12 protein-coding genes and 1 riboswitch are annotated in these 15,322 nt (G+C 42.5%); of the genes, 2 read left to right on the forward strand and 10 right to left on the reverse strand.

The window, feature by feature from the left end; genetic code table 11:
- Positions 1–29: 29 nt before the first annotated feature.
- From RBB56_RS02120 to RBB56_RS02140, 5 genes are all read right to left on the reverse strand, one after another.
- Positions 30–1,988: a fructose-1,6-bisphosphatase gene (locus RBB56_RS02120; RefSeq protein ID WP_306720764.1), complete on the reverse strand. Its 1,959-nt coding sequence runs from the start codon at positions 1,986–1,988 to the stop codon at positions 30–32.
- Between the two features lie 84 nt (positions 1,989–2,072).
- The gene (gene dapB, locus RBB56_RS02125) at positions 2,073–2,834 is read right to left on the reverse strand and encodes a 4-hydroxy-tetrahydrodipicolinate reductase (RefSeq protein WP_306720765.1); all 762 of its coding nucleotides are present in this window, start codon (positions 2,832–2,834) and stop codon (positions 2,073–2,075) included.
- Positions 2,835–2,870: 36 nt separating this feature from the next.
- Complete coding sequence (gene dapA / locus RBB56_RS02130; RefSeq protein WP_306720766.1) at positions 2,871–3,755, reverse strand: 4-hydroxy-tetrahydrodipicolinate synthase; 885 nt, start codon at positions 3,753–3,755, stop codon at positions 2,871–2,873.
- Between the two features lie 179 nt (positions 3,756–3,934).
- A riboswitch (Lysine riboswitch) is annotated at positions 3,935–4,108 on the reverse strand.
- Between the two features lie 90 nt (positions 4,109–4,198).
- Positions 4,199–4,699 carry a cob(I)yrinic acid a,c-diamide adenosyltransferase gene (locus RBB56_RS02135; protein ID WP_306720767.1) on the reverse strand — a complete coding sequence of 167 codons (501 nt, stop codon included), beginning with the start codon at positions 4,697–4,699 and terminating at the stop codon, positions 4,199–4,201.
- Positions 4,700–4,799: 100 nt separating this feature from the next.
- Entirely contained in the window at positions 4,800–5,429 is a 630-nt protein-coding gene (locus tag RBB56_RS02140) for a single-stranded DNA-binding protein (RefSeq protein WP_306720768.1), read from the reverse strand.
- A gap of 286 nt (positions 5,430–5,715) precedes the next feature.
- Here RBB56_RS02140 and typA point away from each other — a divergent pair, with 286 nt between their 5' ends.
- The gene (gene typA, locus RBB56_RS02145; RefSeq protein WP_306720769.1) at positions 5,716–7,542 is read left to right on the forward strand and encodes a translational GTPase TypA; all 1,827 of its coding nucleotides are present in this window, start codon (positions 5,716–5,718) and stop codon (positions 7,540–7,542) included.
- A gap of 285 nt (positions 7,543–7,827) precedes the next feature.
- Here the strand turns inward: typA and mgtE are convergent, their stop codons facing one another.
- Together mgtE and RBB56_RS02155 are read right to left on the reverse strand one after the other, a co-directional pair.
- Positions 7,828–9,180, reverse strand: coding sequence for a magnesium transporter (gene mgtE / locus RBB56_RS02150; protein WP_306720770.1), 1,353 nt, complete (start codon positions 9,178–9,180; stop codon positions 7,828–7,830).
- A gap of 175 nt (positions 9,181–9,355) precedes the next feature.
- Complete coding sequence (locus tag RBB56_RS02155; protein WP_442905441.1) at positions 9,356–10,000, reverse strand: YigZ family protein; 645 nt, start codon at positions 9,998–10,000, stop codon at positions 9,356–9,358.
- A gap of 204 nt (positions 10,001–10,204) precedes the next feature.
- Here RBB56_RS02155 and RBB56_RS02160 point away from each other — a divergent pair, with 204 nt between their 5' ends.
- Complete coding sequence (locus tag RBB56_RS02160; RefSeq protein WP_306720772.1) at positions 10,205–12,904, forward strand: transglycosylase domain-containing protein; 2,700 nt, start codon at positions 10,205–10,207, stop codon at positions 12,902–12,904.
- Positions 12,905–13,023: 119 nt separating this feature from the next.
- Here RBB56_RS02160 and RBB56_RS02165 read toward each other — a convergent pair whose 3' ends face one another.
- From RBB56_RS02165 to RBB56_RS02175, 3 genes are all read right to left on the reverse strand, one after another.
- Positions 13,024–13,302, reverse strand: a complete 279-nt coding sequence (locus RBB56_RS02165) for a zinc ribbon domain-containing protein (RefSeq protein ID WP_306720773.1) — start codon at positions 13,300–13,302, stop codon at positions 13,024–13,026.
- Between the two features lie 29 nt (positions 13,303–13,331).
- Positions 13,332–13,817 (reverse strand): gamma carbonic anhydrase family protein, encoded by a 486-nt coding sequence (locus RBB56_RS02170; protein WP_306720774.1) that lies wholly within the window; start codon positions 13,815–13,817, stop codon positions 13,332–13,334.
- Between the two features lie 98 nt (positions 13,818–13,915).
- Complete coding sequence (locus RBB56_RS02175; protein ID WP_306720775.1) at positions 13,916–15,265, reverse strand: MATE family efflux transporter; 1,350 nt, start codon at positions 15,263–15,265, stop codon at positions 13,916–13,918.
- Between the last annotated feature and the right edge of the window lie 57 nt (positions 15,266–15,322).

Consider the following 15,322-nt stretch of genomic DNA (forward strand, 5'->3'; position numbering starts at 1 on the left):
ACTTAAAATAGGGGGACTTTAACGTCTCCCTATAATGCTTTTTCAGTAATAATTCCGTCTCTATATGCTCTTAAAAGCTCTTCGAGCTGATGAATACTCTCTTTTAGTTCTACTCCAACATCCGTATCCGCTACACTGATTCTCCTCTGACTCGTCTCCAGAATAAAGGAATCCGAAAAAATATCCGATTCATGTAAGATTGCCGACTCTGTCGATTCGAAAGGCTCATGAGCTACCAGACGCATTCCATGGGAATTTGCAACCAAGGTATATCCTGCAATTCCTGTTTTTCCTTGATATGCCCTCGAGAATCCGCCATCTATAATAAGAAGTTTACCATTACATTTAACCGGAGATTCTCCCTTCTTCAATTCTACCGGGACATGTCCGTTCACAATGTGGGAATTCACCGTATCGAGACCGAATTCAGTCAATATTTTATTGATGACATTTTCGTCATCCAACAGTCTATAGTAACCGTTTTTAATTTCTGCATGTGTTGTCTTGTCTTTTACAAAATACCGCTCAAAGGTAGCCATTTTATCTTTGCCGAATACCGGCGACATCGGACCGCCCCAGATATACCATATCATGTCCTGTCCTTTTTGCATTTCTCCGGGGCTATTCTTGGAATAATACCCTTTTCTCGCATAATGATCGAGAACATCATATAAGGCCTTACCGCTATATTTCGTGCCATCGACCGTTATCTCACTGAAATTGCCGTTATCGTCCATAGGCATACAGCCATGGTATAACAAATTAGAGTTGTAAACCTTATAAAGTCCACCTTGGGAAAATAAAAACCGAACATGCCGCTGCAGCTTCTCACAGTTCACAAAAGCTTGCCGCAGACGTTCCATAACCTGCTCTTCTTCCGGTGTTAACGCATAAGGATTATCCGGATTCACAGTAGGGAACTCCACATCGATCATCTCATAGGCCTTCCCGTCTATCGTCACAGTCTTATCTTCATAATTAATCTTATCCAGAAGCAACCGATCTGCCATCTGGAATTCCGGTCTCCTCATAATGAGATTACCCTCTAGTTTGAACTGAATAATGGAAATAGCCTTATGCATCTTCATATCCATACTCAGATCTTTTGTATTATAATCCGTATTATATTTTATAGAAAAAACATCACAGTTTACATCCGTATATGTCTCCAATGCAAAAGCCGCTAGAGGAATCAGGTTAATACCATATCCCTCTTCCAGTGTATCAAGATTGCCATAGCGCGCCGACATACGAATAACATTAGCGATGCATGCCAAATGTCCTGCTGCCGCACCCATCCATACAATATCATGATTTCCCCACTGAATATCTACCGAATGATACTTACTTAGGGTATCCAGAATAATATGAGGTCCCGGACCTCTATCGAAAATATCACCTACAATGTGAAGATGATCGATAACCATTCTCTGAATAAGATTACTAAGCGCAATAATAAACTCCTGAGCCCTATCAATCTTGATAATCGTATGGATAATCTCATTATAGTAGGCTTCCTTATCTTGTATATCCGCCTTCTCGGTAATAAGCTCTTCAATAATATAAGCGAAATCCTTCGGCAGAGCCTTCCTCACTTTGGAACGGGTATATTTCGAAGATACCCTCTTGGTCATTTGAACGAGCCGATAGAGCGTTATCTTATACCAATCCTCAATATTAGGCTCCTCCTGAAGCACAATATCTAACTTTTCTTTCGGATAATAAATCAAGGTGGCAAGACTCTTTTTATCTTTGCTGCTCAGCGTATTTCCGAATTCCTCATCGATTTTTCTTTTGACAGATCCCGAACCATTCTTGAGTACATGGTTGAACTGCTCACACTCCCCGTGAATGTCCGTCAGAAAATGCTCCGTTCCCTTTGGCAGGTTAAGAATTGCCTGTAAATTAATAATCTCCGTAGATGCCGCCGCAATCGTCGGATATTGGTGCGACAGACTTCGTAAATATTTTAATTCCAAATCGTTCATTGCAACCCCTGTTCCGGCAGTTTCTTTCTCTCAATCTGCCCTCTATTTCTTTATTTATTATTTTATATCTTTTTTATATATGTTTTAGCCTTCTTCAATCACATCGCTCATATTATATAAGCCGGCTTTCTTCCCTGCGAGAAATTTTGAAGCTTGTACTGCACCTTTTGCAAATACAGCCTTGGAATACGCTGTATGTGAGAAGGTAATAACCTCATCCGTTCCTGCGAAAATCACATCATGGTCTCCTACAATCGTTCCACCCCTTACTGCCGAGATACCTATTTCCTTCCGAGGGCGGCTCTCCCTGCGGCTGCTTCTGTCATAAACATATTCGTATTCGCCTTCTAACTCCTCATTAATGGAATCGGCAAGGGCAAGTGCCGTACCGCTCGGAGCGTCCACTTTCAGGCTATGATGCTTTTCCACAATTTCAATATCAAAACCCGCCGGAGCCAAGATACCGGCAGCTTCTTTAATAAGCTTAAGCAGCATATTGACTCCCAGCGACATATTTGCCGATTTTAAAATTGCTGTTTCCTTCGCGACCTCTTCTACCTTACCCAACTGTTGTTCGGAAAGTCCCGTCGTACAGAGCACACAAGGCACCTTCTTCTCCTGGCAATAGGAAAGAAGCACATCTATCGCTTTGGCGTTACTGAAGTCAATGATTACATCCGCTTCTACATCGCATAATTCTATGCTCTTAAATACCGGATATTCATTTTTCCCTTCATCATATGCATCCACACCCGCCACAATTTCGATATCTTCGTCCACAGCAATGATTTCCGTTATGGTTCTTCCCATTTTACCGTTACAGCCGTGCATTATCACTTTTGTCATATCGTATACCTTTCTTTATTCCATCAAGCCTCGCTATTATAAAATACCGAAATCTTTCATCGCTTTTTCCAGCTTTACCGCGTTCGCTTCCTCCATCTCGGTCAGGGGCATTCGAAGCGGTCCTGCTTCCATATTCATCAAGTTAAGACCTTTTTTCACAGGAATCGGGTTCACTTCACAGAACAAAGCATCACATAACTCGATAGCTCTTAGCTGAATATCTCTGCTCCCTTCCATATCCCCTGCGAAGAACTTCTCACAAATATCATGAGTTTCCTTCGGTGCTACATTGGAAAGAACGGAGATTACTCCTTTTCCCCCAAGCGTAAGCAGCGAGAATATCTGGTCATCGTTGCCCGAATACAAATCTACTTTTCCCTCAGCCAGGGACATTAACTTCACTACCTGAGAAATATTACCGCTGGCTTCCTTTACTCCTACAATGTTTTCCACCTCTGTGCAAAGCTTCACTATCGTCTCCGGTAAAATATTGCACCCTGTACGGCTCGGTACATTATAAAGAATGATCGGAAGCTTTACAGAATCAGCAATCGCTTTAAAATGAGCAAATAGTCCCTTTTGCGTTGCTTTATTGTAATAAGGAGTTACCGTTAAAAGGCCGTCTACCCCATGTTTCTCCGCCTCTGTCGAAAGATAAATTGCAGTCTCCGTACAGTTAGATCCGGTTCCCGCAATTACCGGGATTCTTCCGTTTACCTTTTCCACACAATATTTGATGACTTCCAAGTGTTCCTCATGAGTAAGGGTGGATGCCTCTCCTGTCGTTCCGCATACGATAATCGCATCCGTTCCGCCCTTTATCTGAAACTCTAACAGTTCCCCGAACTTTTCATAGTTAACTTCTCCATTTGCTTTAAAAGGTGTAACAATCGCTACGCCTGCTCCTGTAAAAACAGCCATTTCTTTTCCTCCTTATATATAAAAGGCTCACCGATAGGTCTGGCCTCTTGGCTCCCCGCATGAGAAATCTCTTGTAGATTCCTTATAGAATAAAAAACGGAAAGCCGACACAATATGCGCCGGCTTATGATTACTTAATATCCGGAAAAGTACTTATGCTTACTCTCCCAATGTCCATAATCTCAGATAGCGCCCCATCATACCGATGACAGTCATACAGTTATTCGCTGTATGCCCAAGAACGTGACCGCATAGTATCCCGCTCTTTCGGCGTCTTTTCCTTTCATTTTTCTTCTCCTGTGCCTGCCACATCCAAAAAATTACTTATAAAATACGCAACCTCTACCTTTTAATCTTATAAAATTATCATATCACTGTACGGTTTAACTGTCAATGTTCGTTTTCGCAGAACACTTTCCATAGAAAACTTTTCAGAGAATTCTTTACCATACTTTAAATTTCATAGTTTCCATCTTGGTCACTTCGTCCGCAAATACACAAACATCATCATTTAAAGTGATTCCCGTTATAATGATGTCCGTCTCTTCGTTGGCCCTCGCTTCCAGCAGATTCTTAAGTTCATCTACCGTTATAATATTATTATCTATCAGCCCCAGCACTTCGTCCAAAATAAGCAAATCACACTCTCCTGTGGACAGCACCTTCTTGGCATAGTTCAATCCGTTCTTAATGTTTCCAATTTCCTCTGCCTTTTGTTCTGTGCTAAGTTCTGCGAAATTCTCATCTGACTTTTCAAAGCGAAATAGCTTCATCTCGGGTTCAAGCCTTCGAAGAAAATCGGAATCCTCCAACCCCTTTCCTTTCAAAAACTGGATAATCACCACTTTTTTGCCGTGACATGCCATTTGTACCGCTCTGCCTAAGGCGGCTGGTGACTTTCCATGCCCGTCGCCGCTGTAAATATGTATTGTTCCTTTTCTCATATCCGGCTCCTATCTCCAAATCAGGATATATAACCTTTTCTTATGCAATATGTAACAATGTATGGCATATAATATCACACAAACTTGTGGAAATCAACTATTAATCTTCTATTAACTCTAATTTGCTTACTGATACTTCATAAGCAACCCTTCTTTCCAACTGCTCTTCGGATAACTTTTTCATATATTCTCTGCTCTGGATCCTGCCCCAGACAGCACATCTTGCACCTACTTCGAATCCGCTTGCAAATCTGGCATTTCTTCCCCAGCAGATGCACGGTATGTAATCTGATTTTCCATAAGGCCTGTTCACCGCAAGAAGGAGGTCGGCTATTTCTCTTCCCAAAGGGGTCTTTCTATAAATCGGCTCCTTACAAATATAACCATCTAAATAAATTTGATTCGACTTCGTACTTTCTCCAATTTCATCTACGAACTCTATTTCTCTTGCAAATACGGAAAGCACCAGCTTATTCTTTCTCTCTTCATGCCGGTTATAGGAGCGGAACTGTCCATTTACTATGATATACATTCCTTTATAATCCCCATCCACATCGATGAGACGTTCCGATACCATAAGAGGAATATTATCCATCGATTCGCTCAGCCTCTCCACACGGACATCTACCATATAGAATCCCTCTCCGAATATTTCGTGGCTGAAAATGAAATCACTCACTATTTCCCCCATGATTACCACCTGGTTGTTTTCAATTACTTTATCTGTCATTTTTGTTCTCCCTTCTTACACTTTTAAGAATTTTTTCCCGTAATTAATACTAATATATCGCATTTTTCACAAAAAAGAACTGTAAGGCACCGCGCAGCACCACCATTTTCACTATAAATCATATTTCTTTTTCCCGTATTTTCGCATACTAAAGATGCACATTCCTTGTTTTTACACGATTATTTCTTGCAACTTATCATATACAATGATATACTGAACAAGTTTTATAAATTTAAAAACATGATAAAATTAATCACATTTTGAAAAAGTTAATTGAGGAGTAACTATGAAGCAAAATAGAGACGATGTAAGAAACATTGCCATTATCGCCCACGTTGACCATGGCAAGACTACTTTAGTGGATGAACTTCTAAAGCAAAGCGGTGTATTCCGTGAAAACCAGGCCGTTACCGAACGCGTAATGGATTCTAACGATATCGAACGCGAGCGAGGTATTACAATTCTCGCTAAGAATACGGCAGTCACATACAAAAGTACGAAGATAAATATTATCGACACTCCCGGACATGCTGATTTCGGCGGCGAAGTGGAACGAGTTCTTAAGATGGTAAACGGCGTTGTTCTCGTAGTCGATGCCTTCGAAGGCGCTATGCCTCAGACAAAATTCGTTCTGAAAAAGGCATTGGAACTACAGCTCCCCGTCATCGTATGCATCAATAAAATTGACCGTCCGGAAGCAAGGCCACGCGAAGTTATCGACGAAGTGTTAGAACTTTTCATAGATCTGGACGCTAACGAAGAACAACTCGACTGCCCTTTCATCTTCGCTTCTGCGAAAACAGGTATCGCTTCCACGGATATCGATGCCAAAGGCTCTGATATGGTTCCCTTGTTCGAAACCATATTAGACTATATTCCTGCACCCTCCGGTGATCCTGATGCAGGCACACAGGTGCTGATCAGTACTATAGACTATAATGAATATGTAGGCCGTATCGGTGTGGGCAAGGTGGATAATGGTTGTGTAAAAATCAATCAGGAAGTGGTTATTGTGAACCATCATGATCCCGAAAAGCAAAGAAAAGTAAAAATAAGCAAACTATACGAATTCGATGGACTTAATAAAGTAGAGGTAAAGGAATCCGGAATCGGCTCTATCGTTGCTATCTCCGGCATTGCGGATATCCACATCGGAGATACTCTTTGTTCTCCGGAATCCCCCACTCCTATTACCTTCCAGAAAATATCGGAACCTACTATTGCTATGCATTTTATTGTTAACGACTCTCCCCTCGCCGGACGAGAAGGAAAATATGTTACAAGCCGCCATCTGCGCGACCGCCTTTTCCGTGAGTTAAATACCGATGTCTCTCTTCGGGTAGAGGATACTGCCACAACGGAAAGTTTCAAGGTATCAGGGCGCGGTGAGCTTCACCTCTCCGTACTTATCGAGAATATGCGTAGAGAAGGCTTTGAATTCGCGGTGAGCAAAGCGGAAGTATTATATAAGACCGATGAAGACGGCAAGAAACTCGAGCCCATGGAACTCGCTTATGTAGATGTTCCCGAGGAGTTCTCCGGTACGGTCATCGAAAAGCTGAGCCAGAGAAAAGGAGAACTAATTACGATGGGTATGGCTTCCGGCGGTTACAGCAGGCTGGAATTCTCCATTCCGGCACGTGGACTTATTGGATACCGCGGCGAATTCATGACAGATACAAAAGGTAACGGTATTATGAATAGTACCTTCAGCGGCTATGGCCCTTATAAAGGAGATATTCAGTATAGAAAACAAGGTTCTCTCATCGCTTTCGAAACAGGCGAAGCCATCACTTATGGCCTTTACAATGCACAAGAGCGGGGTACCCTATTCATCGGTCCCGGCGAAAAGGTTTATGCAGGTATGGTCATCGGTCAGAACGGCCGCGGTGAAGATATTGAACTGAATGTCTGCAAGAAGAAACAGCTTACAAATACGCGCTCTTCCAGCGCTGATGAAGCTCTAAGGCTTAGCCCTCCTAAAGTTCTTAGCTTGGAACAGGCACTTGAATTTATCGATACGGATGAGCTTTTGGAAGTTACTCCTGAATCTCTGCGAATCAGAAAGAAAATATTAGACCCCACTATGAGAAAACGTGCATCAAACAAATAGTGTGCTCAGATTGATTGAAAATGACGGAATCGGTAATACCGGATCGTGAAGATATTAGATCAATAGATTATAATATGAATAAGTCATAATATGACTTAGATAATAGATAGAAAGTAAGTAATAGGGTGAACTGCTCCTGAGGGCGTTCACCCTATTATATTATGGGTCGCGCCCCATATATAATAGCACTCCGTGTAGGATGCGCAGCTACGCGCGCGGAACAAAAGCTGTGCCGCAAAATATTTAAATCACGAGAGTGGACGAAGCACACTTTTGTTCTGAGTATTAACCAAGATGTAATATATGTGTCGCAATGGTAAAATAAATCATAAGCGAAAGCGCATCGAGTACCGTACTGATAAACGGGCTAGCCATAACCGCCGGATCAATCCCTACCCTCTTTGCCAACAGCGGTAGCGTACAGCCTATCACCTTGGCGATAGATACCTCTGCAATTAAAGTCAGACAAATAACCAAGGCCACATCGAACCCTGACTTGTCAAATAGCAACAACTTAACAAAATATGCTGCTGCTAATGTAATTCCGCAGGCTAATGCCACACGAAGCTCCTTCCATATAATCTTAAAGACGTCCCGGTAACTGATTTCCCCGGAAGATATTCCCCGGATAACCGTAGCGCTGACCTGACCTCCTGCATTTCCGCTGGTACTCATCAACATCGGAATAAACACAGTAAGCATGGGAACGGCACTGAGCGCCGTTTCAAAGGACGTGATAATACTTCCTGTAAAAGTAGCAGAAATCATAAGGAGCAACAGCCAGGGAATCCTCTTTTTCCAAGTTTCGAAAACTCCTGTTTTCATATAGGGCCTGTCACTCGGCACGATAGCCGCCATTTTCTCAATATCTTCCGTCGCTTCTTCCTGCAAAATATCCACAACGTCGTCTACCGTAACGATACCCACAAGTCTGCCTTCATTATCCACTACCGGCATCGATGAAAAATCGTATTTTTGAAATTGTCTCGCTACTTCTTCCTGATCCATCAGCGTATGAAGATATATAACATTTTCATGCATAATATCTCCGATGATCGCATCAGGGGGACTTATTAGCAGGTAACGAAGCGCTACCGTACCTACTAACGTTCTCTTCGGATCAAGTACATAGCATATATTGATAGTTTCGCTGTCTACTCCTATCTGACGGATTCGTTGTATTGCATCTTCCACCGTCATGGTTTCCTTTAAATCTACGTATTCCACCGTCATAATACTTCCGGCGGAAGAATCCGGGTAACGAAGCAGATGATTGATGTCCCGCCTCGTCTCAGCACTCGCATGGGAAAGCATACGCTTTACCATATTGGCCGGCATCTCCTCTAAGAGGTCAGTAGCATCATCGGCCATCAGATTATCGATAATATTCGCCGCTTCCTTGTCGGATAACGATGTAATAATATATTGCTGATTATCTACTTCCAGATAAGAAAATACATCCGCCGCTATACTCTTGGGAAGAATGCGGAATATCTTAAGCAGCTCCTCTCTTCCGAGCTCTTCAATAAGAATTGCGATATCCGCTATGTTAATATCCGAAAGCTTCTGGCGGAGCCTAGTATACTGCTTGGTTTCCAATAATTCTTTAATAACATCTAAATCTTTGATTTCTTCCATAGCAATGTTCCTCCATATGTGATTTTTATGCTCCGCCTCGGGAGAGGTATATCCGAACTTGTTGAACTTCGACTTGACTTCATAAAAACCACCACCTTTCCTAACATTGCTTTTTCGACATCCGTTGTCGATAAATAAACTTACTACTTTGAGTATAATTATATCTCTTAATTTGTCAACCACTGACAAAATAAAATTTTTCCAACTCCTCTATTTTCACTTTTCCCGATGTGCTCTCAATCAGTTCCTTGCATACTTCTTCCTTTTCCTCATAAGGAACGGTAAGAATTAATCGGACAATATCCGTGTATTCACTGGAATCTATAGCAAGGTTCCTCTGTGATAATAAGTACTGTATCTTCCCAATTCCATTATAGTCGGTCACAAGCATCAGGCGTACTCCATAACGCATCGTAACGATACGGGAGGCTGCCAAACCCGCCTGCAGCGCTTGAGTATAGGCCCTTACGAGTCCGCCTGTACCCAGCAATGTTCCGCCGAAATACCGGGTTACCACTGCTGCCACATTGCGTATCTCCGAGGAAAGGAGGACCTCCAACATCGGCTTTCCTGCCGTCCCGCCAGGTTCACCATCATCGCTGCACCTTGTAATCTGAGCTCGCTCTCCGAGTACAAATGCGGAACAGTTATGCCTGGCATCCCAATATTTTTTCTTCATCTCTTCAACAAAGGCTGCAGCCTCTTCTTCCGATTCCACGGGAGTAAGCGTTGCGATAAACCTGGACTTTTTCTCCACAATTTCACCGCGTCCCCCTTCTTTCAATACTTTATATGGTAAAAAAAGCTGTTCCTTTTCCATCATAAATCCTTCGCTCCACAATCAGATGATTCGTAAAAACACGATTTACATTTTATCATAAAACGGAATAAAAGTGTATCCAATTGTGAACAATTCTTAATATAAACGAATTAATTAACGAAAAAACTTTATTTCACTGGAAGACTTTGCTATAATCGTAATGTTAGTTGTGCTTATTATGCACACTTCAAGGAGGCAAAATTCATGAACTATGGAAAAAAGGGTGTCAGAAACAAGCAAAAGGCACTCCATTCTACATCTGCGAAGTGGGGAAGAAAATTTGCACTTACATTTTTTAATGTAATCATTATTGCTGTCATCGCAACGGCTGTTATTGGCGCCAGTGCAGTCTTCGGTTTATTCCGGGGAATCATCGACAGTGCTCCCGACATCGGCAATATTAATGTGCAGCCGACCGGGTTTTCCACCTTCGTATATGATATTGACGGTTCTCAAACTGCTAAATTGGTTTCCGCGAACTCCAATCGTATTCCTGTTACCATGGATATGATTCCGGAATATCTCCCCCATGCCTTTGTAGCGGTAGAGGATGAACGCTTTTATGAACACAATGGTATCGACCTTCAAGGAATCATCCGTGCCGGAGTCATCGGCATCACTTCCGGTAATTTCTCCGAAGGCGCCAGCACCATCACCCAACAGTTATTAAAAAACAACGTATTTACTGACTGGGTATCGGAAGATGGCTTTATGGAAAAGGTAGAACGTAAGCTGCAGGAGCAGTATCTCGCTTTGGAACTTGAGAAGATCTCCACCAAGGATGATATTATCTTAAATTATATGAATACGATTAACTTAGGACAAAATACCCTCGGTGTGCAGGCTGCTTCTCAGCGTTACTTCAACAAATCAGTCAGCGAACTGACTTTATCCGAATGTGCGGTCATCGCGAGCATTACTCAGAATCCGAGCCGCTTAAATCCTATTTCCCATCCGGATAAGAATGCGGAAAGACGAGAAAAAATATTAAATTATATGTTCAAGCAAGGATATATCACCAATGAAGAACTTGACACGGCGATGGCTGACGATGTCTACTCCCGGATACAGACCACTAACAAGGAGATAGAGAACTCCTCCATCAATACATACTTTGTGGATGCATTAGTGGATGATGTATTAGAGGACTTGATAGCTGCCGGTTACAATGAAACACAGGCTAATACTCTTCTCTATACCGGTGGTCTTAAGATTTACTCCACGCAAGATCCTGATGTTCAGGCAATTTGCGACGAGGTTTTCAGCAATCCCGAGAACTATCCCGAGAACGTTAAATGGTATTTAAATTATGAGTTGACCGTACAGAAGAAAAATGGGGATACGGAAAACTACAGTACCGAAATGTTCAAAGCTTATTTCAAAGAATCGAATTTGAAGTTCAACTTGATTTACTCCTCTCAGGAGGATGCTATGGCCGCCATCGAAGAATATCAGAATGCTGTTATGGAAGACGGCGATGAAGTATATGCGGAGAAGATCAATCTTACTCCTCAGCCTCAGGTATCATTCACTGTAGAAGATCAAAGCAGCGGAGCAGTCGTGGCTTTAGTAGGCGGACGCGGTGCCAAAGAAGGAAGCCGAACATTAAATCGAGCTACCGATACGGTAAGACAGCCCGGTTCCACCTTCAAAATAGTATCCACCTATGCGCCCGCTTTGGATAGTGCCGGTCTTACTCTGGCAAGTGTTTATAACGATGCACCATTTAACTATGGGGACGGAACACCTGTAAGAAACTGGTACGGAGAAGCTTATCGCGGACTTTGCTCCTTACGTCTCGGTATTCAAGATTCCCTCAATATCATAGCGGTTAAAACGCTCACTCAGATTACACCGAGACTCGGCTTTGACTATCTGCAGAATTTCGGTTTTACAACACTCGTTGAAAATGAAGTGATTGGCGGAGAAACCAAATCGGATATCGTGCAATCATTAGCCCTCGGCGGTATTACGAGAGGTGTCACCAATGAAGAATTAAATGCCGCTTATGCTACGATTGCTAATCACGGCACTTATGTGAAACCCAGATTATATAATACGGTAGTCGATCATGACGGTAACGTAATTCTGGATAATACACATCCAGAGTCAAAACAGGTTATTAAGGAAACGACAGCTTTCCTCCTGACAGACGCTATGGTAGACGTTGTAACAAAGGGAACCGGCGGCTCCGTTAATTTCGGCGGTATGGCAATTGCCGGTAAGACGGGAACTACTTCCGACTACAACGATGTATGGTTCGCAGGCTATACACCTTACTATACCGCTACCACATGGGCAGGCTATGACAATAATACAAAACTTACCGGTGAAGAAAAAAATCTCGCCAAGAAGCTTTGGAGAACGGCTATGTCTCAGATTCATGCAGATTTACCGAATGAATCCTTCCCTGTTCCTGCCGGTATCGTAACAGCAACCGTATGCTCCAGATCAGGCAAGTTACCGATACCCGGGTTGTGTGATGCCACATTGACTACAGAATACTTCGCTGATGGAACAGTTCCTACCGATAGCTGCAATGTCCATTATCAGGGCGCTATCTGTCAGTATAGCTCCTTACCGGCAACAGAATTCTGTCCGTTTAAGGTAGAAGGCGTTCTGGAGCTCATTCCGGTAGAGGATGTCTCCTTACAGGGCGGCTCTTCCACTACCGCACAGGTTACCAATCCTGATGGCAGCGTATCTACCGTGACTGTTCCCGCTAATCAGAGCAATCTCTGTCCTCATACTGCCGAGTTCTTCGCTACACCCGGACACGAAGAGATTATCGAACAGCAGCGGGCCGAAATACAACAGCGTAATATCGCTGCTCAGCAGGCCGCTCTTGCTGCTCAACAGGCGGCAGCCGAACAAGCACAGCAAGCCGGGGAACAACAACCATAATGATAGAATTTTATAAAAGAGGCAGTTGCTTTTACAAGCAGCTGCCTCTTCTTTCCTAATTTCTTTTACTTTTATCTCTTTTACTTCTTACTACTTTCACCCTTTGGCATATCCTTATTCTACACGCCTTTAATATCACGGATTTTCTCTTCTAATGCTTCCACACCGCTTTTTGCATTAGTAATTGCACTGCATTGCTCTACGAAGTCATTATATTCTGCCTCTTTGAACTGCTCGTAATAAAGTCTTCCGATTTCCATGTAGTTTTTCTTAATTACCTCTTCACAAGCATTGATCTGACTCCTCAGATTAGCTATTTCAGCCAAATCCTTTGCTTTATCCGTTACGTCCTTCCCTGCTGTTACGATTGTAGCTCCTACCTTTTCAAAAAAATCCATCCTCTTAATCCTCCTATTTTTGATTTGTTTTATGTTTTATAGTTCTGTCCTTCCCTTGCGTACTCCATGGCATTATGTAAGCTAGCCCGCCTCTCTTCTTCCGTCACCTTGCGAAGTATTTTACCCGGACAGCCTATAACGAGGGAATCGTCAGGAATTACCATATTCTGAGGCACTAATGCTCCTGCACCTATAATACAGTTTTTCCCTACTTTTGCTCCATTCAGAATAATAGCTCCCATACCTACCAGCGTATTATCCCCGATTGTACTTCCATGAACGATGGCGCTATGCCCAACAGTTACATTCTCACCGATATACACCGGAAAGTCAGTCTCCACATGCACCACTGCATTGTCTTGAATATTGCTTCTATTGCCAATGATAATCTCATCTCTGTCAGCCCTTACGGTAGCATGAAACCATATACTGCATTCTTCTCCTACTCTAACATCGCCCAGTACGATTGCTCCCTGTGCAATAAATGCACTACTATGAATCTTCCCTTCTTCCATTTCAAACCTCCGTCATCTGCTTTTGTTACTCCATTCTACTACTATTCTAACTCTTATTTCAATACTATTCTATTTCTTTGCTCTCTTATAATTCCCTGTCAGGAAGAAACAATCTTCTTCTTGGACCATTTTCCTGTCAACATCCATAAAAAGGATATGATATAATTGGCTACCCATCCCATCGGTACCGCATACCAAACCGCTTCGATTCCCCATATACCGGCAAACTGAAACGATATAAACACACGAATCCCCAGATTTATCAAATTAGCTATCGTAAATACTGCCACATCACCCGCTCCCCTGAGAACCCCATCCGTAATTGATTTCAGTCCGATAAACACGAAGAAAAAGCGAATAAATGTAATATAAGCATTTCCGACCGCAAAAGCTTCTCCTCCGCTTTCACTATCGATAAACGCAGAAATTAGTTGCCCATGGAAAATAGTTAATATAAGAAATGTAATCACGGCAAAAGCAAAGATTAAAACATAGGCACTCCGATATCCTTGCCTCACTCTATCTGCCCTTTCAGCGCCCATATTCTGTGCGGTAAAAGTGGAAACAGCATTCCCCATCGCAATCATCGATACAATACAAATAGACTCGATACGGATTCCCGAAGTGTATCCGGCCAGAACTGAGGATCCGAAGCCATTCACTACGGACTGCACAACTAACATTCCAATAGATACAATGGATTGCTGGATCATAGACGGAAGCGCAATCCTTAACATTTTCCCGAGCATGTCCCCACGGAAGGCTACAAATTTATCTTCCTGCCCTCCATACTGCCTCAAGCGCCTTGTTAGTATAGAGAAGGAAAGAAGCGCTGAAATCCCCTGCGCAATTACTGTTGCAACCGCCACTCCCGCTACTCCCATATGTAACGAAAGCACCATATATAAATCCAACACAACATTTAATATAGAGGAAAAAATAAGAAGATAAAGAGGTGTCTTAGAATCCCCTAAGGAATTAAACAAAGCGGATAAAATATTATACATAAATAAGAATGGAAGTCCTACAAAATAAATCCTTAAATATAAGATTGCATCTGCTAAGATATTTTCCGGTGTCCGAAGTGCCAACAATATATTTTCGCACATAACGAAACCGAATACTCCCATGACAATGCTAAGAACTGCAAAGCTAATCAGTGCCGTATATACTGATATTTTCATTTTATCATGGAGTCCTGCACCCAAATACTGGGAAGTTACTACCGATGCCCCGATTCCTCCTCCTATGGCAATCATAATAAAAACTGTCGTCAGAGAATAAGATGCTCCTACCGCTGCCAACGCCTCTTCTCCTACAAATCGCCCTACGATTATTGAGTCTGCCATATTATAAAACTGTTGGAACAAGTTCCCGATTATAAGCGGAAGCGCAAAGAAAAACAGTGACTTTCCCGGCGCATCCGTAAGCATGTTGTACTTCTTCATTTTCAAATAACACTCCTTTGTAAGATCATTGTTGCTTCGCCTCTTACTATATTACAT

The sequence above is a fragment of the Kineothrix sp. MB12-C1 genome (assembly GCF_030863805.1).
Classification (GTDB): domain Bacteria; phylum Bacillota; class Clostridia; order Lachnospirales; family Lachnospiraceae; genus Kineothrix.